Annotated in this window: 22 protein-coding genes and 2 pseudogenes; 9 read left to right on the forward strand and 15 right to left on the reverse strand. The window is 64.2% G+C overall.

Going from position 1 to position 22,199, the window contains the following annotated elements; genetic code table 11:
- The first annotated feature begins 24 nt into the window (after window positions 1-24).
- The 6 genes from RHA1_RS38525 to RHA1_RS38550 are packed head-to-tail and all read left to right on the forward strand — an operon-like array spanning window position 25 to window position 5,407.
- Window positions 25-1,374, forward strand: a complete 1,350-nt coding sequence (locus RHA1_RS38525; protein ID WP_007299725.1) for an MFS transporter — start codon at window positions 25-27, stop codon at window positions 1,372-1,374.
- On the forward strand, window positions 1,371-2,378 hold the full coding sequence (locus tag RHA1_RS38530) for a quinone oxidoreductase family protein (protein WP_007299726.1): 1,008 nt from the start codon (window positions 1,371-1,373) through the stop codon (window positions 2,376-2,378). Before RHA1_RS38525 ends, RHA1_RS38530 begins: the two co-directional genes overlap by 4 nt.
- The gene (locus RHA1_RS38535; RefSeq protein WP_007299727.1) at window positions 2,375-2,779 is read left to right on the forward strand and encodes a RidA family protein; all 405 of its coding nucleotides are present in this window, start codon (window positions 2,375-2,377) and stop codon (window positions 2,777-2,779) included. Before RHA1_RS38530 ends, RHA1_RS38535 begins: the two co-directional genes overlap by 4 nt.
- The gene (locus RHA1_RS38540) at window positions 2,776-3,900 is read left to right on the forward strand and encodes an aminotransferase class V-fold PLP-dependent enzyme (protein WP_007299728.1); all 1,125 of its coding nucleotides are present in this window, start codon (window positions 2,776-2,778) and stop codon (window positions 3,898-3,900) included. Before RHA1_RS38535 ends, RHA1_RS38540 begins: the two co-directional genes overlap by 4 nt.
- Window positions 3,901-3,905: 5 nt before the next feature.
- Entirely contained in the window at window positions 3,906-4,634 is a 729-nt protein-coding gene (locus RHA1_RS38545) for an SDR family NAD(P)-dependent oxidoreductase (protein WP_007299729.1), read from the forward strand.
- The gene (locus RHA1_RS38550; RefSeq protein WP_011599373.1) at window positions 4,631-5,407 is read left to right on the forward strand and encodes an SDR family NAD(P)-dependent oxidoreductase; all 777 of its coding nucleotides are present in this window, start codon (window positions 4,631-4,633) and stop codon (window positions 5,405-5,407) included. The genes RHA1_RS38545 and RHA1_RS38550 overlap by 4 nt, the downstream gene beginning before the upstream one ends.
- Before the next feature lie 431 nt (window positions 5,408-5,838).
- On the opposite strand, the gene RHA1_RS38555 is transcribed toward RHA1_RS38550, so the two are convergent.
- The 10 genes and pseudogenes from RHA1_RS38555 to RHA1_RS53785 all read right to left on the reverse strand — a co-directional run.
- Window positions 5,839-6,681: a mycofactocin-coupled SDR family oxidoreductase gene (locus RHA1_RS38555; protein ID WP_007299731.1), complete on the reverse strand. Its 843-nt coding sequence runs from the start codon at window positions 6,679-6,681 to the stop codon at window positions 5,839-5,841.
- A 52-nt stretch (window positions 6,682-6,733) separates the two neighbouring features.
- The gene (locus tag RHA1_RS38560) at window positions 6,734-7,072 is read right to left on the reverse strand and encodes a putative quinol monooxygenase (RefSeq protein ID WP_007299732.1); all 339 of its coding nucleotides are present in this window, start codon (window positions 7,070-7,072) and stop codon (window positions 6,734-6,736) included.
- A gap of 84 nt (window positions 7,073-7,156) precedes the next feature.
- Complete coding sequence (locus tag RHA1_RS38565) at window positions 7,157-7,660, reverse strand: Lrp/AsnC family transcriptional regulator (protein ID WP_011599374.1); 504 nt, start codon at window positions 7,658-7,660, stop codon at window positions 7,157-7,159.
- Window positions 7,661-7,728: 68 nt separating this feature from the next.
- A complete protein-coding gene (locus RHA1_RS38570; protein WP_007299734.1) occupies window positions 7,729-8,784 on the reverse strand; it encodes an NAD(P)-dependent alcohol dehydrogenase in 1,056 nt (351 codons plus the stop codon).
- Window positions 8,785-8,839: 55 nt separating this feature from the next.
- Window positions 8,840-10,360, reverse strand: a complete 1,521-nt coding sequence (locus RHA1_RS38575) for an APC family permease (protein WP_011599375.1) — start codon at window positions 10,358-10,360, stop codon at window positions 8,840-8,842.
- A 42-nt stretch (window positions 10,361-10,402) separates the two neighbouring features.
- Window positions 10,403-11,587 carry an NAD(P)/FAD-dependent oxidoreductase gene (locus RHA1_RS38580; protein ID WP_007299736.1) on the reverse strand — a complete coding sequence of 395 codons (1,185 nt, stop codon included), beginning with the start codon at window positions 11,585-11,587 and terminating at the stop codon, window positions 10,403-10,405.
- Complete coding sequence (locus RHA1_RS38585; RefSeq protein WP_007299737.1) at window positions 11,587-11,787, reverse strand: ferredoxin; 201 nt, start codon at window positions 11,785-11,787, stop codon at window positions 11,587-11,589. Before RHA1_RS38585 ends, RHA1_RS38580 begins: the two co-directional genes overlap by 1 nt.
- A gap of 31 nt (window positions 11,788-11,818) precedes the next feature.
- Window positions 11,819-12,928 (reverse strand): aromatic ring-hydroxylating oxygenase subunit alpha, encoded by a 1,110-nt coding sequence (locus RHA1_RS38590; protein WP_007299738.1) that lies wholly within the window; start codon window positions 12,926-12,928, stop codon window positions 11,819-11,821.
- Between the two features lie 844 nt (window positions 12,929-13,772).
- Complete coding sequence (locus RHA1_RS38600; protein ID WP_007299739.1) at window positions 13,773-14,321, reverse strand: HpcH/HpaI aldolase/citrate lyase family protein; 549 nt, start codon at window positions 14,319-14,321, stop codon at window positions 13,773-13,775.
- A gap of 31 nt (window positions 14,322-14,352) precedes the next feature.
- Window positions 14,353-14,685: pseudogene (locus tag RHA1_RS53785) on the reverse strand (hypothetical protein); the annotation flags it as partial.
- A 289-nt stretch (window positions 14,686-14,974) separates the two neighbouring features.
- Here RHA1_RS53785 and RHA1_RS38605 point away from each other — a divergent pair.
- Window positions 14,975-15,157 (forward strand): hypothetical protein, encoded by a 183-nt coding sequence (locus RHA1_RS38605; RefSeq protein ID WP_007299740.1) that lies wholly within the window; start codon window positions 14,975-14,977, stop codon window positions 15,155-15,157.
- Between the two features lie 518 nt (window positions 15,158-15,675).
- Here RHA1_RS38605 and RHA1_RS38610 read toward each other — a convergent pair.
- Window positions 15,676-16,044: a histone-like nucleoid-structuring protein Lsr2 gene (locus tag RHA1_RS38610; protein ID WP_007299741.1), complete on the reverse strand. Its 369-nt coding sequence runs from the start codon at window positions 16,042-16,044 to the stop codon at window positions 15,676-15,678.
- Between the two features lie 375 nt (window positions 16,045-16,419).
- Between RHA1_RS38610 and RHA1_RS53035 the strand changes: the two genes are divergently transcribed.
- A complete protein-coding gene (locus tag RHA1_RS53035; RefSeq protein WP_272942785.1) occupies window positions 16,420-16,545 on the forward strand; it encodes a hypothetical protein in 126 nt (41 codons plus the stop codon).
- 135 nt (window positions 16,546-16,680) lie between these two features.
- Here RHA1_RS53035 and RHA1_RS53040 read toward each other — a convergent pair whose 3' ends face one another.
- Together RHA1_RS53040 and RHA1_RS38620 are read right to left on the reverse strand one after the other, a co-directional pair.
- Window positions 16,681-16,803, reverse strand: coding sequence for a hypothetical protein (locus RHA1_RS53040; RefSeq protein ID WP_009472307.1), 123 nt, complete (start codon window positions 16,801-16,803; stop codon window positions 16,681-16,683).
- A gap of 269 nt (window positions 16,804-17,072) precedes the next feature.
- Window positions 17,073-18,494, reverse strand: a complete 1,422-nt coding sequence (locus RHA1_RS38620) for a WS/DGAT/MGAT family O-acyltransferase (protein ID WP_007299743.1) — start codon at window positions 18,492-18,494, stop codon at window positions 17,073-17,075.
- Between the two features lie 647 nt (window positions 18,495-19,141).
- Between RHA1_RS38620 and RHA1_RS47385 the strand changes: the two are divergent.
- Window positions 19,142-19,686 (forward strand): annotated as a pseudogene (locus RHA1_RS47385) (transposase); the annotation flags it as partial.
- Here the strand turns inward: RHA1_RS47385 and RHA1_RS38630 are convergent.
- Window positions 19,687-20,952, reverse strand: a complete 1,266-nt coding sequence (locus RHA1_RS38630) for an ATP-grasp domain-containing protein (RefSeq protein ID WP_007299746.1) — start codon at window positions 20,950-20,952, stop codon at window positions 19,687-19,689.
- A gap of 8 nt (window positions 20,953-20,960) precedes the next feature.
- The gene (locus tag RHA1_RS38635) at window positions 20,961-22,157 is read right to left on the reverse strand and encodes an MFS transporter (protein WP_007299747.1); all 1,197 of its coding nucleotides are present in this window, start codon (window positions 22,155-22,157) and stop codon (window positions 20,961-20,963) included.
- Window positions 22,158-22,199: the final 42 nt, after the last annotated feature.

Consider the following 22,199-nt stretch of genomic DNA (forward strand, 5'->3'; position numbering starts at 1 on the left):
CGCCCTCACCGTCAAGGAAAACTCATGTCTGAGAACACCCTCAGTTCGGCTCCCCCCACCGAACACACCGAAGGCCTGACACCCGAACGCCGCAAGGCCGTCATCGCCGCGTGTATCGGCAACTTCTTGGAATGGTACGAATTCGTCCTCTACGGCTACTTCGCCTCCATTTTCGCGGTGCTCTTCTTCGAGGACAGCGACCCGGCAGTGGCGATGATGATGACCTTCCTGGTCTTCGGAATCAGCTTCGTCGTACGCCCACTCGGCGGAGTGCTCTTCGGCTACATCGGCGACCGCTACGGCCGCAAGATCACCCTCTCGACCATCATCTTGACGATCTCGAGCGCGACCGCACTGATGGCGGTCGTCCCCTCCTACGCCAGCATCGGCATCGCCGCACCGCTGCTCATTCTCCTGCTCCGCTGCCTGCAAGGCCTCTCCGCAGGAGGCGAATGGATGGGCGCCGCAGCCTATGTCGTCGAATCCGCACCACCGAATCGGCGAGCATTCTACGGCAGCTGGCAAACGATCACCATCACGCTGGGCATGTTCACCGCCGCCGCATCATCGCTGATCCTCACCGCCGTTCTCAATGCCGACGATCTCCAATCCTGGGGCTGGCGGATCCCATTCCTGCTGGCATTCCCCCTGGGCATGATCGGTCTCTACATGCGACTCAAGCTGGAAGAGACCGAGGAATTCACCGCGGTCGCCGCGTCCGGCGAGCGCGAGAAGTCCCCACTGATCAGTGCGATCAAGGAAAACTGGCGCTCGATCCTGCTCGTGTGCGGGCTGGTGTGCTCCCCGACGATGTGCACGTACGTCCTTCTGGTCTTCGGACCGACCTTCTTCACCACGGATCTGGGCATGAGCACCGCCTCAGCCCGAGCGGCCGGACTCACCGCCATGCTGATCCTCGTCGTCCTCGTGGTGTTCTTCGCCCGCCTCTGCGACCGCATCGGCCGCCGGCCGTTCGTGCTCTGGGGCGCAGTATGGGTCGTCGTCGCCGCGCCCATCGGATTCCTACTCGTCCACCAACGCAGCTACCTCGCCGTCGTCGCCGGCATCGCATTGATCCTCGTCGGCGACGCGATGATGCTCGCCCCGCAACCGGCACTGTTCTCGGAACTGTTCCCCACCTCCCGCCGCTACAGCGGCCTCGCCATCGGCTACAACCTCGGCGTCGTCCTGTTCGGTGGCCTCGGCCCGCTCGCCGCGACCGCACTCATCACCTACTCCGGGTCGACCTATGCGCCCGCCTGGTATTTGAGTTTCGGGGCAGCGATCAGCCTCATCGCAGCCCTGCTCACCCGGGAGACGCTCGGTGTGTCGCTGCGCACCGGACTCCGCGACACCCCGGTGGTACCCGCATGATCGCCGTGACCCACACGAAGATCCCGGGCCCGGCAGGTGTCGCCGTCGTCGACGACGCCCCCGAATCCGAATCGCCCGGCGAGAACGACGCCGTCCTCGCCCTGAGCGCCGCAGGCCTCAACCGGCACGAATTGTTCCTGGTGAACAACCGCACCGGCACCGAACCCCCACTGATCCTGGGCGCCGACGGCGTCGGCACCGTGACCCAGGTCGGGTCACCCGCCCACGCAGCACTCGTCGGAACCACCGTCCTCATCGACCCCTGCATCGGCTGGCCCGACGACACACAGCTGCCGGAGGTGCCCGAGATCCTCGGCGGCCCCAGGCCCGGCACCTTTGCTCAACGAATCACAGTACCGCTGAATAACATTCACCCAGTGCCTCCGCACCTCACGCGCCACGAGGCCGCCGCCCTCGGGCTGTCCGCATCGACCGCCTACCGGGCATTGTTCACGCGCGGCGGACTCCAACCGAGTGAGCACGTGATGATCACCGGGATCAGCGGTGGCGTCGGACCACTGGCACTGGCGTTCGCCGTGGCCGCCGGCGCCGAAGTCACTGTCATCACCCGCCGACACGACAGCGCCGACCGCGCCCGCCAGCTCGGCGCCGCACACGCGATCGTCGGCGCCGATGACTTCGAGGAGGCACTCACTCGCCGGGCGGACCTTGTCGTGGACAGCGTGGGAGGATCCGTCTTCGGGTCGGCCCTACGCGCCCTCCGGCCCGGCGGACGAGTCGTCACGTTCGGAGCAACGACCGGCGCCGACGTCCCGATCTCCCTACGGGACCTGTTCTTCCGCCAGATCGACATCCGCGGAACCTCGATGGGAAACGCACACGACTTCCGGGCAATGCTCGAGTTCGTCGAACACCACAAGATTCGCCCCGTCATCGACACCGTCTACCCGCTCGCCGCGGCACCGGAGGTGTTCGCCGCCATGGACACAGCCCCGGGCTTCGGCAAGACCGTCTTCGACATCGAAGGAACACCGCGATCATGAAAAATCTCAACCCAGCGGCACTTGCACCGCCCATGGGCAAGTTCAGCCACGCCACCATCGTCCCCGCCGGCCACAGCATTGCGTTCGTGTCCGGTCAGATCGGTGTCGACCACGACGGAGCACTCGTCGGCGACAACGCATTCGTTCAGGCCCGCCAAGCATTCTCGAACCTCGATGTCATCATCCGGGAGCTGGGCGCCACACCGTCCGACATCGTCAAAATGCTCACCCTCGTTGTCGGAGCAGACGGATTCGGTGAATTCGCTCGGGCCCGCGACGACGTCTTCGCACAGTGGTTCCCCGACGGCGTCTACCCGGCGCATTCGGCGGCGACCGTGTCGGCGCTGGCCGCCCCAGGGCTGCTGGTGGAAATCGAAGCCGTCGTCGCGGTCCCGCAATGACCCCGGAACAGTTCCGCGGCCTCTTCCCCGCGCTCGGTCAGTGGGCGTGGCTCGACACCCCCGGCGCACCGCCTGGTGCCGCACCCGTCACGGAAGTACTTCGCTCCACCCTCGACGACTGGGCGTCCGGACTGTTCGCCTGGTCGGACTGGGACCACGCCGCAGACCGTGCCCGCACCGAGTTCGCGTCCTACGCAGCGGTACCACCGTCGCACGTCAGTAGCCTCGGATCGTTGTCCGAGGCGTTCACCACCGTGCTGTCCGGTGTCCAGCAGGGCAACATCGTCGTTGCTGCCGACGAATTCCGCAGCGTCCTCTTCCCCGCGATGGCACGGGGACGTGCAGAGGGTGTCGAAGTTCGGGTGGTCGAGCGGACGCCCGGGCGATCCCGCACCGAAGACCTGCTCGCGGCAATCGACCGATCCACGGCGCTCGTCGCGGCCAGCGAGGTCATCACCCTCGACGGTGAACGCGTGGACATCGAGCAGCTTGCTGATGCCGCACACGCCGTCGGTGCGCAGTTCTTCGCGAATCTCACTCAGACGATGGGTGTCCTCCGGACGGACCTGTCGAAGCTGGGCGCCGACTTCACGGCCGTTCACGGCTACAAGTGGATGCTCTGCCCGCGGGGAACAACATGGCTCATCGGCGACCCCACCGGCAACTGGAACCCCGAGCCGTTAGCGCCGAGCTGGAAAACCACGGGGCCACCCGAGCACTACTTCGGCGGCCGCTACCACGAAGCGCAGGACGCCACCCGCTGGAACACCTCACCCGCTTGGTTCTCCTGGATCGGGGCCCGCGCCGCCCTGGAACTCCTGACCCAGCTGCCGGCCCGCGATGTCGCAGACCACTGCCTGCACCTCGCCGATCGCTTCACCGCGGAAGCCACCGAACTGGGCTTCCGCTCCCGCAACAACGGAGCCCGATCGCACATCGTCACCATCGATCCGCCCGCGGGCATCACACTTCAACCGGCGTCGCTCACCACGCAGCAGGTCAAAGCCACACTCAGCGACGGCGGATTCCGCGCCGGATTCCACTACTTCAACAACATCGACGACGTCGATGCGGCTCTACAAGTACTGCGCAGCAGCATCACCGGACACGAACAGGGGTAGGAGACGTGAACACGAACACCGTCGCGTTGGTGACCGGTGCCGGCTCGGGCATCGGAGCAGCAACGACCCTGCGACTCCTCGACGATGGCCGCCAAGTGGTGGCCATCGATCGCGATGAAGAAGCCCTCCATGCCCACTGGAACGACGAACCCGCGGTGCTTCTCACCCCTCTGGATATCACCGACGAGACACAGGTAGAGAAATGCTTCGAGGACCTTGCATCCCGAGGTGCGATCCCCGACCGGGTTGTCAACGCCGCAGGCATCTATCGAAGTGGGTCCGTCGGGATGACCAGCCCCGATGACGTCGATTTGCTATGGCGGGTCAACGTCCACGGAACCTACCTCGTCACCGCCCACGCAACCAGACACATGACGCGCGGAGCCATAGTGAACATTTCCTCCACCGCAGCCTTCCTCGCCACCGAAACGAACTGGGCCTACGGAACCACCAAAGGCGCGATCAACTCCCTCACCTCGGGACTGGCCGTCTCCCTCGCACCGCGCAACATCCGGGTCAACGCTGTCGCGCCAGGACCGATCGCCACCCCCATGGCCGACGTCGCCACCCGCGACCCCGCATACGCCGAGCGGATGCACGATCGGGTCGCCCGGCCTACGAGGGGAACACCCGAGGACATAGCCGACGCTGCCGCGTTCCTCCTATCCGACCGGGCACGCTGGATCACGGGACAGACCCTGGTCGTCGACGGCGGTCTGACGGTAGTGCGATGACGAAAGGAATTGCGCTCGTCACCGGCGCGGCCCGAGGGATCGGCCGACACATCGCGTGCACCCTCGCCCGCGACGGATACGCGATCGCCGTGGTCGACATCAACTTCGACGGATACCGGGAGTTCCGCGACGAGAACGAACACGGATCGGTCCTCGACGAACTGCACGACCTGAACGCCGACGTCCTGGCCGTCGAAGCGGACACCACCGATGCCGCAGCACTGCAAGAGTGCACCTCGGCCATCATCGACCGATGGGGCGCACTGAATGCCCTCGTGTGCAACGCCGGGGGCGGGACCGGGCCCCTAGACGGGAATCGCGCCTCCGCAATAGATCTCGACGACCTCCACATCGTTCTGCGGAGAAACCTGATCGGAACAATCGCTACCGTCACCGCCACATTACCGGCGCTGACCCTTGGCAGCGACGGATCCATCATCACCATGTCCTCGCTGAACGGTGTCGAACCCACATCCGACGGCAGCTATGCCCACTACGGAATTGCGAAAGCGGCCGTAGCGCACTACACCCGATACCTCGCGAAGGACCTGGCACCCCGCGGCATACGCGCGAACTGCGTGGCCCCGGGAATCATTGCAACCGGCCGGCTGACCCAGCGGATGCGCGAAGCCCCGCAGGCGAATGCCGACCTGAAATCGCAGCTGACCCGCGTCGGGTCACCCAACGACATTGCAGGACTGGTCCGCTATCTCGCCTCACCTGAGTCCGTCTACATGACCGGTCAGGTACTCAGAATCGACGGGGGAGTATGAACTAGACTTCGACGACCGAAGCGAAGCGGTGTGGATCAAACCCGTCGAGTAACAGGGATACAGGGACCGGATTCGCGTAGGTGCGTGCGTTACGGAACGGGCAGATACCCACGCTGCCGCACTGGCCATCCGCGGTGAAGATCTGGCCAACTACGGCCCTATCGCGACGCGACGAGGCATGGGATGCCATCGCACGGCGGCTTCAAAGCGAGGGGTCGGAACGCTGGGTCTCTCGACTCCTCGAAGTCGACAACATCCGGTACGCCACACTCCTCCCCCGGGATATCTGTCGGAGTCGTCCCTGAGAGCCGACCCGTGCGCCGACTTCTCGCGACCACATTGCACGCGGACCGGGCCAGTGGCGCATTGTCCACGCTGGTGGCCTCCGCTGACTGGCGGAGGCCACCACCGCACGATCGGTTCGGTGAGATTCAGATCGCGGCGGACCCACCGTCCACCGGTAGCGTCACGCCCGTGATGAACCGGGCCTCGTCCGAGGCGAGGAACAGCAGTGCATTGGAGACGTCGGCAGGCTCGACCCAAGGCTCGGGTAGCGCCAGCAGGGTCGACGATGCCTCCGCGAATTCCTCGAAGGTCGGGTTCTCGCGGTCGGGGCGGAAGAGTTTCCAAACGGCGTCGTTCTGGATCATGTCGGTGTTGCAGTTCGTGGGTGCCACGACATTCACGCGGATGGAATGCGGTGCAAGTTCCATGGTGAGTGTGCGCATGAGTCCGATGACGCCGTGTTTGGACGCCACATAGTGGCCGAATCGGGCGAACCCCTTGACGCCGGCGTCCGATGAGGTGATGACGACGGAGCCGCCGCGGCGACCGTCGACGATGTGTGGGACGGCTGCCTTGCAGGTGTTGAAGACGCCGGTGAGGTTGACGTCGATGACGTCGCGCCAGTCGTCGACGGGGATATCGGGGACCTCGACACCGAACTGGAAGATCCCTGCGTTCGCTGCAACGATGTCGAGTCGGCCGAGTTCGGCGACGGCGGAGGAGAGCCCGGCCTCGAGGGCAGTGAAATCACGAACGTCCGCTGTATAGGCGATGATTCGGCGTCCGTGCTTTTCGACGAGCCGGACTGTCTCGGCGAGGTCCTCTTCGGTGGCGGCGGGGTAGAAGTTGGTGGTTCGGCCGACCTCTCCGCAGATGTCGACGGCGATGATGTCCGCGCCTTCTTCGGCCAGGCGTTCTGCGTGACTGCGGCCTTGGCCGCGGGCGGCGCCGGTAATGAAGGCAACCTTGTCTGCTAGTCGTCCGGTCATGGTGCTCCAATCATGCTGTGATGCTGAACAATTCGATATCGGATTTCAGATGTCAGTGGGTGGGTTCGTGGTTGACGGCCAGTTCAGCCATGTGTGACCACTGCGAGCTGGCGACCTCGGTGTGAATGATGAGTGGTGTTTCGGCGAGTGTCGGTCGTATCGATTCCAGGCCTTGCCGGAAGTGGTCGGATGCGACGTGGGTCTCGCCGGCGTGCGTATCGCGGAAGGCTTCGACGAGGACGTACTCGTCGTCGCGGTCGATGCTGCGCGACCACTCGAACCAGAGGTTGCCTTCTTCGTTGCGGGTGTCGGCGGTGAAGGCACGGGTGATCGATGGCCAGCTGTCTTGGAATTGTGGGAGAACGTTGAATTTGACAACGATGAGGATCATCGCCGTTCCTCGTTTCGATTCGTAGGAACCTGAAGACGGCGCGCCGCGTACCTCGGTGCGTAGATGAACCTCGAGGGAGGCGCGTCAGGAAGGGGAGTATTCGTAGGAGACCTTGTGCATCTTCAGCTCCATGAAGGTCTCGTACTCTCGGACGCCCCCGATGTCGGGGAGGCGTCGGTGCAGCAGTTCGTTGAGGTGGTCGTTGTCCCGGCACACCAGCTGGACGTAGATGTCGGCGCGGCCGATGCACGATGACACGTAGGTTGCTTCCTGCCAGGTGGTGAGTGTGTCGACGACATGGTCCTGTTTGCCGGGTTCGACCCGGAGCAGCAGGAATGCGAGCACCCGGTAGCCCAGGCGGAAGGGGTCTGCGATGGCGACGACGTTCAACACTCCGGATTCTTGCATGCGGCCGAGGCGGATGCGGACCGTGCCTTCGGAGACGCCTAGTTCGCGTGCGATCTGGCGGTACGGCATCCGCCCGTCCTCCTGCAGTAGCCGGAGGATCCCACGGTCCACGTCGTCGAGGCCTTCCGGCGGAAGTGCCTGCGAGGCTACGGATGGTTCATGGTTTCCGTTCAACGTCACTTTGCGCACCCCGTCAGTCTATTCGTTACGCAAACCGGAATGGTGCTCCTCGTACGACTGATTTCGCGTCAACCTCGGGTTGTGGCCGTGAACTCATCGTCGGGAACCAGCACTGCCCGTCCCCGGACGGCACCGTGGTGCAGATCGTCGAGTGCCTGCTGGAAGTCGGAGAAGCGGTACTTCACCGTGTGCAGGTGTACTCGTCCCTGCGCGGCGAGGGCCATCAGTTCGACCAGGTCGTTGTAGGTGCCGACGAGGTTGCCGATGAAATTGATCTCGGTGCTGATGATGTCGATGGTCGGGATCTCGAGGGTGCCGCCGTAACCGATGACGTAGTAGTTGCCCGCTCGGCGGAGCATCCCGACGCCCGACGCCAGGGCGGAGCCCTCGCCAACGAAATCGAGCACAGCCTCGGCGCCGTCGCCGTCGGTCAGGGCGAGCACCTGCTCCGCTTCGGTTCCGTCTGCGACGACGGTGGCGTCCGCGCCGACTTCCTTGGCGAGTTCGAGCGCCGGTGCCGACTGGTCGACGACGATGATCCGGGCGGAGGTGAGGGCTTCGAGCACCTGGATGCCGATGTGCCCGAGGCCACCGGCTCCGATCACGACGACGTTGTGGCCGGGGCGGAGGTGCTCCGCGGCCTTGCGTGCCGCGTGGTATGCGGTGAGGCCCGCGTCCGCGAGAGCCGCGACATCCGCCGGTTCGAGTGACGGGGCGAGCTTGACGACGCTTCGTGCGGAGGTGCGGAGATATTCGGCCATGCCGCCCTCGACGTCGATACCGGGGAACTCGGAGTCGGTGCAGTGCACGTCGTCCCCGCGGCGGCATGCCAGACAGAGGCCGCAGGTGGCGAGGGGATGCAGGATCACCGAGTCGCCGACCGCCACGTTCGTGACGGCGGAACCGATCTCGGTGACGGTGCCGGCGTTCTCGTGTCCGATTGTGTAGGGCAGGGCGACGCCGCTCTTGGTTTGCCATTGGCCCTCGATGATGTGCAGGTCGGTGCGGCACACTCCGGCGCCGCGGACCTTGACGATGACGTCGAAGGGGCCTTTCACGACGGGTTCCGGAACGTCGTCGAGGGACGGTGTGCGGTCGTACTCGTGTACGCGGATCGCTTTCATGGTGTTGTGACTCCTCGTATTTTTGGGTTGGGGAGAGTTCAGATATGTTCGGAATTCACGGTTTCCGATTCTGCGGTTGCGGGTTTCGATGTGCGGGTCCGTGGACCGCGGGTGGGGGTTCGTCCTTGACACGCCACTCGATGCGTTGTCGTTCCTGCACTCGCTGGCGGTAGTACCAGAGCACGCAGGCGAATAGCAGGATCCCGACGCCGGCGATTGTTTCGCTGATCCCGCCGTAGCCGGTCAGGCTCGGGTTGGAGATGCCGATCACGATCGCGAACGCATTGACGGCGAAGAGTAGGCAGGCGATCGGGACCCAGTAGTGGGGGAGTTTCAGTGGGCGGTGCAGGTGTGGTTGGTCGCGGCGAAGGAGGACGAATGCGCCGACGGCGAGAGTGACGGCGGTGAGGTAGCCGAGATTGCTGGCGAGCAGGATGGCGATGGGTTCGCCGAGCACGATCAGCACGGTGATGTTGATCAGCATGTCGGTGGTCAGGGCGCGACCGGGAACGCCGTACTTGTTGAGCACGCCCAATTGTTTGATGGTTCCGCCGGATCGTGAGATGCCGTAGAGGGAGCGGCCGCCGTCGGCGGTGGCTGTCATCATGGCGATGATGAAGGCGGCCATGACGGGGAGTTGGCCGAGCCAGGAGTAGCCGCCGAGTATGCGGTCGAACGCGAGGCCGATGTAGTTCACTGGGTTCAGGCCGATCGTTTCCTCGCCGAGGGCGCCGACGACGACGTAGGGGACGACGATGTACAGCCCGAGGATGAAGGCGGCCGAGATGCGCAGCGCTCTTGCCGTGTCCCTGACGGGGTTCTTGTATTCGGCGGCGAAGCTGGCGCACACCTCGGTTCCGTAGGTGGTCCAAGCGGTGATGTAGAACCAGACCACAACTTCCTTCCATCCGAAGGGGGAACTGGCGCCTGTCCAACTGATTCGGCTGATGTCGAAGTCGGAACCGGAGGCCACGAAGGGGCCGACCGTGAGTACCAGCAATCCTATGACCAGGAGGATGCCGGTCACCTTGGCGGCGCCGGCGGCGAGTTTGACGCCGAAGTAGTTCAGTGCCCAGGCGGTGAAGATCGCGCCGATGGCGATCAGGTACGGCAGGCCGAGTTCGTGGCCGATCGGAAGTTGAAGTGCGATGTGCGAGTCGGGAAAGAAGGCCTGTTCGATCAGGGTGCCGAGGACGACGCCCTCGACGGACAGGGACAGCGACCAGCCCATCCAGTAGCCGAACGCGGCGATGGCGCCGAGCGGCGCGAAGTGCCGTTTCCATCCTTCGTAGGCATAGACTGAGATGCCGCCGGACCGGTTGGGGAACATGGCGGCCATCTCGGCGAACAGGTTGTTCTGCAGGAAGGCGAGTGCGCAGGCGACGCCCCAGATGGCGATGGCGGTCCATCCGCCGATCGCACCGACCGTGTAGCCCAGGGTCAGGAAGAGGCCGATCGGCATGTTGAGTGCGAAGACGAATCCGTCGCGCCACGTGAGTGTGCGCAGCATGGATCCGGCCTCGTCGGTGTCGTGTTGTGGGGGAATCGTTGTGCGTGGTTCTTTCGCTGAACTCATCGGACGTGTCCTCGACAGTGTCGGCGAGTCGGGTGAATGGCGTCAGAGGTCAGCCAGTTCCCACTCGGGGATTTCGGATGTGTGGGTACCGGCCGCGGCCCATTTCCGGCATTTGAGAACCAACCGCAGTTGGTCGACGACGCACGCGCCGACGAATTTATCGTCGCGTGAGTAGAGCGCCCCCAGGTCCTCGGTGCCGCGGGACAGGAATCGGACGGTGTCGTGCCCGGTGGTGTCTCCGATGATGCTGATGCGCTTGCCGAACTGATCGGACCAGACGAACGGGGCTGCTTCGACCGTGCGAATACCGTTGTCGAGGAGGTTGTGTGCGACAGTTCGTGCCTGTTCGCCTGCCGAGGTCCAGTGTTCGTGCCGATGTGGTGTCCCGTTGGTGTCGCGCCAGGCGCAGACATCGCCGGCGGCCCAGATGTGTGGTGCGGCTCGGCCCGTCCGGTCGCATACCAGGCCGGCGGGCCCGAGTTCGAGTCCGGAATCGGTGAGCCAGTCGGTGTTCGGTATTGCGCCGACTCCGACGATGACTGTGTCGCAGCGGATCAGTGTTCCGTTGTCGAGCGTAATGCTCTCGACGTGGGCGGTTCCGTCGATCGATGCAACGGATCGTCCGCACGTCAGTGTGATGCCGTGGGTGCCGGCAAGGGCGGAGAGCGCAGGCGCGACGTCGGTGCCGACGTTGCGGGAGAGGGGGATCTCTGCAGCCTCGACGATGGTGACCTGGGTGCCGCGGGACCGTGCGGCTGAGGCGACCTCGAGTCCGATGAACCCGCCGCCGACGACCACGACATGTTTCGCGTCGGCCAGGGCGTCGCGGATCCGGAGGGCGTCGTCAATGGTTCGGAGGGTGAACACACCCGTGGGTGTGTTGGTGAAAGGGTTTCGCGCCCGGGCACCGGTCGCGATTACGAGATCGTCGAAGTGCAGTGTGCTGGAGTCGGTATAGATGGTCCGGTCGGTGATGTCGAGGCGTGTTGCGCGTTCGCCCAGCCTCAGCTCGACCCCGTTCTCGTCGAACCAGGCGCGGTCCAGATAGCCGAGAGTGTTCGCGTCAGCGTCGCCGGTGAGGACGGACTTGGACAGCGGCGGACGATCGTATGGAAGGTGGACTTCGTCACCGACGAGGGTTATGGCACCGTCGAACCCCCGGCTCCGTAGCGTCTTCACTACCTGCACGCCCGCCAGCGATCCACCGACGACTGTCACGGCGCGCATCAGTGGGTCCCCTCCATCGACAGCGCTGAGGCGGGGCATGACCGCACCGCTTCCTCGACGACGGGTACGTCGTCGTCAGGGATGTGGGTCTGCAGGATTTCGGCCTTCCCTTCGTCAGACAGATCGAATACATCGGGGGAGGCGACGACGCAGTTCGCGTAGCCTTGGCATCTGTGTAGGTCAACTGAGAGTTTCACCATCGTGCGGTCTTTCGTCCAAGGGGGGAGGGGTTCAGGACGACAACGCGGACAGCGTCGTCTTCATGAAGGCTTGCAGCGGACTCTCGCTGTCGAGCATCAGGCGTCCCGTGGGGACGCGGCCCGAGCGGTACCCGATCTGCTGGATGTCGGTCGCACGTTTGTCCTCGATCAGGGTCTGATCCCACATCTCGAGCCATTCCTTGACGACGACGGGGTCCGCGCCGGGCTTGGCGTACATGTCCACGAATGCCCAGCATTTCTCGGGGGCGATGGGCTGTACGCTCCCGATGAAGCCGACATAGTCGTCGAGTGCGAAGAATGACGACGGAAATGTGAATGCGAATCGGAATCCCTTGAGGCCGGCAGGATCGACGTTGCCGGGGAGCCACTTGATCGGGCCGTTGTGCCAGATGGTGTTCTCGCCAGAGTCGACGTCATAGTCGTCGGGATTTGTGTGGTAGGTCTTCCCGAAGCTCGACTTGTGCAGTGTCGGGCAGTGGTAACACTCGACCGCGTTCTCCGCCCACACCTTCCAGTTGCATTCCATGTCGTACTCGTAGCGGATCTGGAACTCGTACTCACGCAGGTCGGTATTGAGTTCGTCGGTGCGGTCCCGGATGTCCGCGGTCACGGATGCCAGCGGCGGTGCTGCGGGATCCGGGTTCACGAAGATCCACTGATCCCATCGTTCGACCGACACGGGCTCGAGCGAGATCGTCGAACACTCGAAATTCATCTCACGCTGAGACCGGGGCGCTGTCTTGAGTTTCCCGTCCAGCCCGTAGGTCCAGCCGTGGTACGGGCACTGCAGTAGTGGTTTGTTCCCGTTCTCTTCGGCGATCGAATGCATTCGGTGCCGGCAAACGTTGACGAAACCTCTGAGTCTGCCGTCCTTTCCGTGTGTGACGATGATCGGTGTGGAACCGGCCTTGGTTACCGCGTAATCGCCTGGCTTCGCGACCGCCGATTCGTGGCACGCGTACTGCCACGACCTGGCGAAGATCTTTTCCTGTTCGAGGGCGTACATCTCGGGTGCGTAGTAGAACGACGCAGGCAGTGTCGCTCCCTCGTCGAGTCCGGCGAGGATTTCCTCATCCGCCGGTAGTCCATACTTCTCGCGCACGTCGGCCATTTGCAGCATCGATTGCTCATCCCTTCAACTGATCGCTCATCTGCGTGTAACCCACATCACAGCAGCTTGCGTAACAGCATGCGGCCTGAATTACGCAAAGTCAAGCAGAGCGCATTGTTGGTTACGCAAAGCGTATTCAGGAAGATGTGGTGGCCTACCTCAGGTCATGAGGTGTGGGTTGCAGCGACAGGGCACGGAGCCTTCGCTGGTCGCCGCCGGGTATCTGGTTCGGGCGTCTCAAAGAATGGGCGTTATTCCGGTTCGAACCGGTGGATGCCGAACCTGCGTTCCGTCCGCAAAATGCATACCTTGTGATCCATCGACACCACGAAAACTTCTGTCACGCAATCAATTAGAGAGATCAGGTCAGCCGATATCCTTGGGAGGAGCGGAATCGGCAGTACGAACCTGATCACCGACTACCGGTGTTGCAGACGAGTGCGCGCGTAGTTGCTCTAGGCATGGAGCAGAGACGGCGTTCATCGACTGGACCGTTGCTCGCGCTGGGGTGCGGAGCGCGACCCGTTGTTCGATCTGGCTGCGCCGCGTGCTCGGTCGATGTTCCGGCTCCGGGGAGTTGGTATTCGCGTCGAGCGGGTGGGCGGAAGGTTGATGCGTTGGTGAATCTGCTGGTTCTGGCGGGCGCCGCGTCCGGCGGGGCGTTTGTTGGCGGTGGGGTCGTGGTGGGGTGACGGCGACTGTGGGTGAGCGGTTGCTGGTCGAGGATGTCGTCGACCAGCAGATCGAGATCACGGTGTGGGGTAATGATGCGACGCTGGATGGTCTGCTCGTCCAGGTGACTCGCGTCCTGATGACCACGAAGCAACGTCGACGGCACGCTACTGACGTTCGGCTATACGCTGGTTGCGCCCCGTAACAGGTCCGTGGCCCGCGCGGCGACCGGCGCGTCGACGAACTCTCCGTTCGGCATGCGCAGTGCGGCGTGCCCGGCTTCTTCGAATGCGAGTAGGACACGGCGCGCCCAGTCAAGTTGGTCGGGCGAGGGGGTGAATACCCGGTGGATCGCGCGCAACTGGACGGGGTGGATCGCCGACTTCCCGAAGAAGCAGAGGTCTCTGGAGGGTTCGGCTTCGGCTGTGAGGGCGGCGTCGTCGTCGAGTTGGGTGAATACGCTGTCGAGCGGTGGCGCAAGTCCGGCTGCGCGGGCGGCGAGCACGATGTGGGAGCGGGCATGCTGCAAGGGGGCGGCGCCGTCCGCGACCCGTAGGTCCCGGTACCAGTCCACCCCACCCATGGCGAGGTAGGTGCATCCGGGTGTGCGGGCGATGTCGGCGGCAGCGAGGACTCCGCGTGCGGTTTCGATGGCGCAGATCAGGGGGACGTCGGGGCACCGCTGGGTCACCGGCCGCGGTCGCTCCGACGGCGTCGAGGTCGGATTCACAGTCGGTGGATCGAACGGCGTTGACGCGTACCCACGCCGGCGTGGTGGCGGTGGCTGTGGCGACGATGCGGCGTGCATCGGCTTTGTGCTGGGTGGGCACCGCGTCCCCGAGGTCGAGGATGACGGCGTCGGCGCCCGGGCCTGTCGGATTCCCGGGCGAGTGATCGGCGCCAGGCGGCGTGAGGCCACCCGCGGCTGCGTTCCACGGCCGACCCCGCGCCCTGTTCAGGCGCACGGTCGGTGGGGTACTTCGGGTCGGACAGGATCGACGGCGCCGTCGATCTCGGGCGGTCCTGACTACGCGAAGGCATTGGCAGAAATCGAATCGGCTAGAACAGCCTTCTCGCACTGTGTAGAGCATCATTCAAAGTCGCTGCACTCACCGATGTACTGCATGCCGACATGCATCAAGACACCGGGCAAGCTCAGCGAGTTGCGCGACGATGCAGATGTCACCCGTCAGCTCTGCCGATGGGCATACGGAGGAGTGGGCGCGGGCGAGGGTCGCGATCGACCTGTCGGTCGTACCGGACCTCTGCGCACCGTCGACTTGGTCGGCGGTGTCGGTATCGCGTCATCGCCCTGCAAGCTTGCGTCGGCGGACAATGGATCTTGACGCAATCGCGAGGCTTCACTCTTCCGAAGGAGCACCGATGACTGACACCGTTGTCGACGCCGTAGCAGCCCTCCATGTGACCGAGTACTGGGTGGTCGAAGTCGACCGCCACGACGGGACGTGTTGCACGTTCGGGCCGTTCACCGCCGACGCAGCCTGGGCCAGATTGGAACACCGGACCGCGCCCACCAGGTTCGCCGCCGTAGTTGGGAAGCGATGAGCACCAAGGACGGCGGCGAGGGCATCATCCGCATCATCTACCGACCGCCATCCCGACGTAATGAAGATGGTCTTATCCGCTGGTGGTGTCGCCAAATCTCGGTGAGGAGTCGTTGACCGCGGATACGGGTGCCGGAATTGAGGAGGAGCGGTTCCGGAATCTCCCCACTCGATCGGGGTGAGGTGGACCGTCTCTCGTTTCGAGATCTTCTCCCCTGCGTCGCCGGCGCAGCTTCACGATTTTTGTTGATAGCGCTGGTCAGAAGTGGTCGGATACTGGCGAGAGTCTGTGAAGAAGATCGAGGTTTTCCTTGAGGACAAGTGGTTCATTGGAAGGGCGGGGATTGGTCGCGGTTGCTCCGAGACCGGACATGCGCGTCGAATGGCAGGTCTGGGAGCAGAATTTAGTGCAGGAACTCTCGCCGATACGCCATCCGCGAATGCCGACTCTCCTTCAGCCTGCCATTCCATCCACCCGATCGCGGAGCTGAAATAACAACGGCGCTCTTCTGGCGGTCGTCAGTGAGCAGCGTTGTACGCGTCCGCGATCTCGGTGGGAATTCGCCCGCGGACCCCGATGTCATAGCCCTGTTCCTGAGCCCATTCCCGTACTGCCCTCATATGGTCACGGTCCCGCCGCGCAGGTTTCCGCTTGACCTCATCAGCCGATGTGAGTGTGCCTGCGGATCGATTCTTGCGGCCACCCACTTTCGTGGCGTGATCGATGTAGTGATCGAGTTTCTTGTGGAACTCTTTCGCATTCTTCGCTGACAAGTCGATCTCGTAGTCGATTCCATTTACGGAGAAGCCGATCGTTTCGCCCTTTCCCTCCACGATGGGGGTTCCGTCGATATCGTCGACGTGTTCGACAACTATTTGGCGCGCCATTCCAACTCCTTCGTCCCTTTCATGCACCCACTCTACGTCCATTGCACAATGCTCGCCTCAGCCAAAATGCTGTGCTCGACACGCATGCATCGAAAATGATAAGTCGGACGGAAATTCTTGGCGGAAAGAACCTCCGTTGCAGTCGGCGGCACGGAGGGGAGAAGGACATGGCACGGGGTGACGAAACCTCACGATATGGATTTGCTGCTTGTTGTTCTCTCGTCAGATCCCCGCAGGGTGTTGTGTCTGGAGGTTGTGGACGGAGATGCAGCCGTCCGCGGCGGCAACATCGTTGGGCGCCCTTCCTCGACGGTTCTGTTCCGTCACGGCATTTTGTTCGATGCAGTGAAAAAGCTTTCAGGACTTCATGTTCGAATGTACGAGAGCTACCGCGGGGCGGACGCGCATGCGATCTTGGACGCCCTCGACAAGGAGAACCACCTCGATACCCCGTGGTTCACCCCGGCGCGGTGGCTGGAGGGCCACGGGGTCGACTTCTAGCTATGTGACCAGTCGGGGACAGGCGGCGGTACGAGCCGCCGCCGATCCGCTGGACCGACCGGGCAACAAGGGTGCGTGCCCCGTCCTTTGCCCGGAATAGCCTCGCAGCGTGAACGAGCCACGAGACCGAGGTTGTCAGCCGTTGGCGTGGAAGGGGGCGCCCTGTCCGCGGCGCCGTGGGGTGGGGCGGCGGAGGAGGACCTCAAGGGCGGCGGTGCCGCCGAGCAGCAGCATGAGCAGTGCTTTGTGGGTGTTCACGGGATTCCTTCCTACCGGGCGGACATCGGTGCTGTGCCGGTGGTGCTGGTCGAGTGGCGGTCGGCGAATAGGGCCGCAATCCGGGTTTTGATCTCCTCGGTACTGATCGAGGTGCTGTGGAGGCCGGGTCGTGGAGAGGTGGTAGAAGTATTCGGTGCGCTCATCGAAGGGTCGCACTTCCTTCCTGTACGGGAAAACTGGTGTCGAGTAGGGCTTTCGATCATTGCGGCCGCCCCTTCGATGGCCGTCACGGCGAGCCCAGGGTGGTGTTACAGGCCGACGACGTGTTCGAGGGCGTCGAGTTCGGGGTCGAGGTGGTCGAGCATCGGGTGCAGGTTCGGGATGGTGCGCCGACAGCCGGTCAACCCGAAGACGAGTTGGTCGTCGCTGCTGGTGCAGGTGATGTTCAGGGCTTGTCCGGTGACCGGGATCGACAGTGGGTAGAGGGAGTCGAGGCGGGCGCCGTTCCAATACAGCGGGGTGTCGGGTCCGGCGACGTTGGAGATCACCAGGTTGAACGGCGGCCGCTGCGGTCCCCGCCGGCCGAGGAGCATCTCGATGCCAAGGGGGGCGGCGCCGAGGGCGCTCATCGCCAGTACTTGGGCGGGGCTCATCGCGTGCAGGGCGTGTTTGCCTTCGCGCATGCAGGTGCGCACGGTGTCGAGGCGGTGGGCGGGGTCGGGTAGGTGGGTGGCGAGGTTGCACATCAGGACCCCGATCCGGTTCCCGCTCGGGGATTCCGGGTCGGTGTCGGAGATGTTGGGGCGCAGGGACACCGGGACCATCGCGATCAGAGGCTCGGCGGGCAACGCACCGAGATCGTGCAGGTAGCTGCGCAGTGCTCCGGCGGACATCGTCAGGATGATGTCGTTGACGGTGGCGTCGGCGTGCTTGGCGAGTAGCCGGATCCGTTCGAGCGGCCAGGTCCGGGCGGCGAAGTGCCGGGCGCCCCCGATTGCGACGTTGAACATCGTGTGCGGTGCCCGTGTCGACAGCGGTCCGCCCTCGGCGCGCAGGGCGCGGTCCACGGTGCCGGCAAGCGCCGGTGCCAGGCCGGCGACCTCCCCGGCCGCGCCGCGGGCGCCGCGCAGGACCTGGCCCGGTAGGCCTCGCAGGTTGGTCGGCGTCGATGGTGGTGGCGCTGTCCGGGCCTGGTCGGTCGTCGTCGCGGGTGCGGCGGGTTGCCAGGGGGCGGGCATATTTCTGCGGGTGGGGTCCGCGCTCATGCTGCGGCGCAGCAGGTTCATCGCGGAGGCTCCGTCGGCGAGGGCATGGTGGATCTTGGTGTAGACCGCGTAGCGGCCGTCGGTGAGGCCTTCGATCAGGTGCATCTCCCACAGCGGGCGGCTGCGGTCGAGTGGGGTGCCGTGCAGCCTCGACACCAATGTCATCAGTTCGGGCATGCCGCCCGGGCGGGGGAGGGCGTTGCGGTGTACGTGATAGTCGACGTCGACGTTGGTCGCGGTGTCCCAACCCCACTGTCCCAGGGTGGTCACCGATCGGCGGGCCCGCTTGCGGAACAGCGGGGCCACCTCGTCCGAGGCAGCCGCCGTCTCGAACATCGCCCCCATTTCGGCCGCGTCGGCCCCGTCCGGTGGAGTGAAGATCGCCAGGCCGCCGACGTGCATCGGATGCGCACGGGATTCGCCGAGGAGGAACAGCGAATCGGTCGGCGACATCGGCAGCAGCATGGGAGGTGTCCTTCCGTCTGTCCGGATCGAGTATCCGCACTGCCACTGCGGGTACTTCCGGGGCTGAGCGTTCAGCTCCGGGTAATCGGGTCGTAAGATAACGGTTAGGTGTGGTTCATGTCACAAACCGGCATCCCTGTTTAGTTGTACAGGACGAGCGGGCGACCGCGCGAGGCCGAAAGTCCCGGATGGGATAAGTCGGACAATTCGCCGGTCAAGTTCGGCATCCGTCGACCGCATTGGTGTGTAGGAATCGGGCATTCCGCTAGGTGGTGCCTGCGCTGGCAATACGTAGGATCATCGCCGCTGTACCACTTCGCGCGGCGGGTCGAGCGTTGTTTGTGGCCGCGGATCACAGGGTGGCGGAGGTGTAGCGATGGCCACCGGCATCCGCTCTGAACCGTGCGAGAAGAAGCGTATCGTCCAGTGTGAACTAGATCACACTGCATTGTCTGGCGCCCGGCCGCAGAACCTGGCCGAGGAGACCGATCAGTGGTTTGGCCGTCCGCCAGGGCAGGGTTGCGTCCATGACAATGGTGTACGAGCCGGATCAGGACGTCACCGGCGTGTCCAAGCCGGAAAGTAGGCGGTCATCACGTGATTCTTCGAGAGAGCTACCAACACTCGACTCGACGAAAGAGCACGCGATGGCCACTACCCACGATATCGACCTGCACCAGTTCCTGTTCGGCGGCCTCCTCGGCGCAGCCGTCGGGGGTGGTCGCAGGCTCCGCGAGGTCGCCCACCGAATCACGCCCGAATGCGCGTCGAACGATCGCCTCACCGAGGCCAGCCCTGACCTGCTGCGGAGCTTGTTGTCCACCTTCATTGAGGCGCTCATGGGCGCCGAGGCCGACACCCTGTGCGGTGCCGGCTACGGCGAACGCTCCGAGGACCGCACCAACAGCCGCAACGGGTACCGACACCGCGACTTCGACACCCGCGCCGGCACTCTCGATATTGCGATCCCCAAGCTGCGTCAGGGTTCGTATTTCCCAGAGTGGTTGCTCCAGCGCCGCAAGCGTGCCGAGCGTGCGCTGACCTCGGTGGTGGCACCTGCTACCTGCTCGGCGCCTCCGCCCGCCGGATGGAGAAACTCGTCGATTCCCTCGGAATCACCTCGCTGTCGAAGTCGCAGGTCAGCGTAATGGCCAAGGACCTTGACGCCCAGGTCGAGGCATTCCGCAGCCGTTCAAATAGGCGAGGTTGAGCGTAGGGGAGGGAGGAGTACCCGGATCTCGGTCGCGTCGAGGGCCTCTCGCGCTCGCAAAACAGCTACTCGGGGGTCATCCGCATACGCACGAGCATGTCCGAACCGTGAATTCGAAGCGCGCAGTGGCTCCAACCTGGCACCAGCAGCGCGGTACAGCTCCACCTCGCGCACACCCTCGCGGAGCCGAGCCGCCTCGAGGCCGCTTATCGACTCGAGCGTGCAGTCCATCTCGCTTGACGCGAACCAGATTGCCTCGTACCTGGGTGGTCGCGTCGCCGCGTGGGCGAGCTCGGCGCGGAGCCCGTCGAGGAGATTCCGTTCGCCGAGGACCTGGCGGACGGTGTACTCGGTCAGGTTCACCGCAAGAGCGTCCTGGACCAGCTGGGGGATGCAATCGCCGGCGAGCCGGGTGTGTGTCTCGATGATCCGAGGCCCGTTCTCGGTCAGGACCAACTCGGTGTGGGTCGGGCCGAAGCCGATCTCCAGAGCCGACAGCACCGAGCGGACGTAGGTGCTGATCGCTGTTAGCTGGTCGGCACTCACCTCGGCTGGCAGCACGTGGCCTACCTCGACGTGGGTGAATGGGTCGGAGTACTTCTGGGTGACGCACACGATTTCGTGCGTGCCTTCGTCGGAAAATGCCTCCACGCTGACTTGCACCCCGATGTGCAGCCGTTCGACCAGCACGCCTCCGCTGGTCCACTCGCCGGTGACGTCGGCTGCATCGAAGGCGGTCGCCAGATCGGCCTCGGTTTCTATCTGGCGGATTCCTATGCTCCCTGCGCCGACGGCGGGCTTGGCGATGCACGGGAATCCGTGGATCCGTGCAAACTCGCGCAGCTCGGCGACGGACCGGACGATGGCGTGCGGTGTGTCGTCCATGCCGAGCGCGGACAGCCGCTCCCGCATGCTTGGCTTGTGGTGCACCCAGTGAATGGTTTGCTTGGTGTGCATAGGAAGGCCGAGTTCCTCTGCGATCACGGCTGCCCGATCCTGATCCCGTTCGGCGAACGAAGCGATCTTGGTGAATGGGTCGAGGCGATGGACCGCTGACGCAATCGCCAGCCACTCCTGGTCGCTCGCCTCCGCCCGCAGCCCCAATATGCGCTGATGCAAATGTTGCTCACGCAGTTTCGGCACGATGGCCAGCTGGCAGACGACCGACGTCCGCACATCGGTGCCCAAGGACCGCAACAGCCCCGGCATGGTCATGCCTCCACCGACGACAAGCACGTGATCTGACATCGTTCGCCTCATTTCGAAGCCGCTAGGTGAATGTCTTTGCCCCGAGAGGCAGTTGATATCGTCGTGAAGCCAACGGTGGCCGCGGCAAAGACGATTGCCAGAACAAGCCAGCCGGTTGTGGGCAGCGCGAGAACCACACCGGTCATGAGCACCGGTCCAACAATTCGCTGGAGGCCGGAGCCGCTGTTGAATGCGCTGAGGTACTCGCTGCGGCGGGCATCCGGAGCCAGTTCGAAAGACACCTGCCACGCCGCGATGCTATGGAGGTTCTCACCGAGGGTGAGTAACGCAACTGCCGCCGCGCAGAGGGCAATTGCCGCTGATCCGGTGAGTCGTTCGGCGGTGAGACAGCAGAAACATGCGGCGACGAGGGCGCTGGCGGCGACGAACAACGTCGGGTTCGTCGCGGTCGTCAACCGCCGAATGCGGCCGAACCCCAGTTGCATCGCCACCGTGAGCCCGGTGTTCAGCGCGAGCATCAGTGAGACCCACAGTGGCGAGGCACCCAGTCGCAACACCATCCACAGTGGCAGCAGTACAAACAAGACGGAGTCGTGTAGCAGCAGCAGACCGTTGAGCCCGGCCAGGCTGAGAAACGCTGGGTTGCGCAATGCTGGTCTCGAGCTTCCGCAGTCCTTCTCCTGCTGTTGGGCCGGTGGGATTGCACTGCGTCGAAGCGAGTGCACGACCCACGCAAGTATGAGAAACGAGGTCCCGTTTATTGCGAGGAGGGCTGCTACCAGCGGCTGCGAGTGCGTCGTCAATGCGGCGCCCGCGACGAGAGTCCCGGCGCCGAGTGCCACATTGCGCGCGGCCCTGATCGAGGACATCACTCGGATTCGGGCATCACCGGCGAACAACTGCGCTACCAGCGACTGTTGTAGTGGCGGCGTCGCCGCCTCCAGTGCCATCAACGGAAGCGTCAACAAGAGGAAGGTGACGTACTGGGTGGCCAGGGCATAGGCGACGAATCCGATTCCGCGCAACGCGAGGGCAGTGCAGTAAACCCTGATCAGCCCGAAGCGGTCCGCCAGTCGTCCCACGAGGATGGGACTGAGGACACCGAAGATTGCGCCGGCCGACATTGCGGCGACGACCGAGTTGGCGGTGAAACCGACGATCGTGACGAAGTAGAGGATCGTGGCGGCAGCGCTGATTCCGGTGCCGAATGAGTCCACGGCAGCGCCTGCGACCAGGCGCTGCATGCTTCTCGGCTGCGAACGTGCCGGCGTTATCGGCTCATTTGC

Origin of the sequence: Rhodococcus jostii RHA1 (genome assembly GCF_000014565.1) — a bacterium.
Taxonomy (GTDB): Bacteria; Actinomycetota; Actinomycetes; order Mycobacteriales; family Mycobacteriaceae; genus Rhodococcus_F; species Rhodococcus_F jostii_A.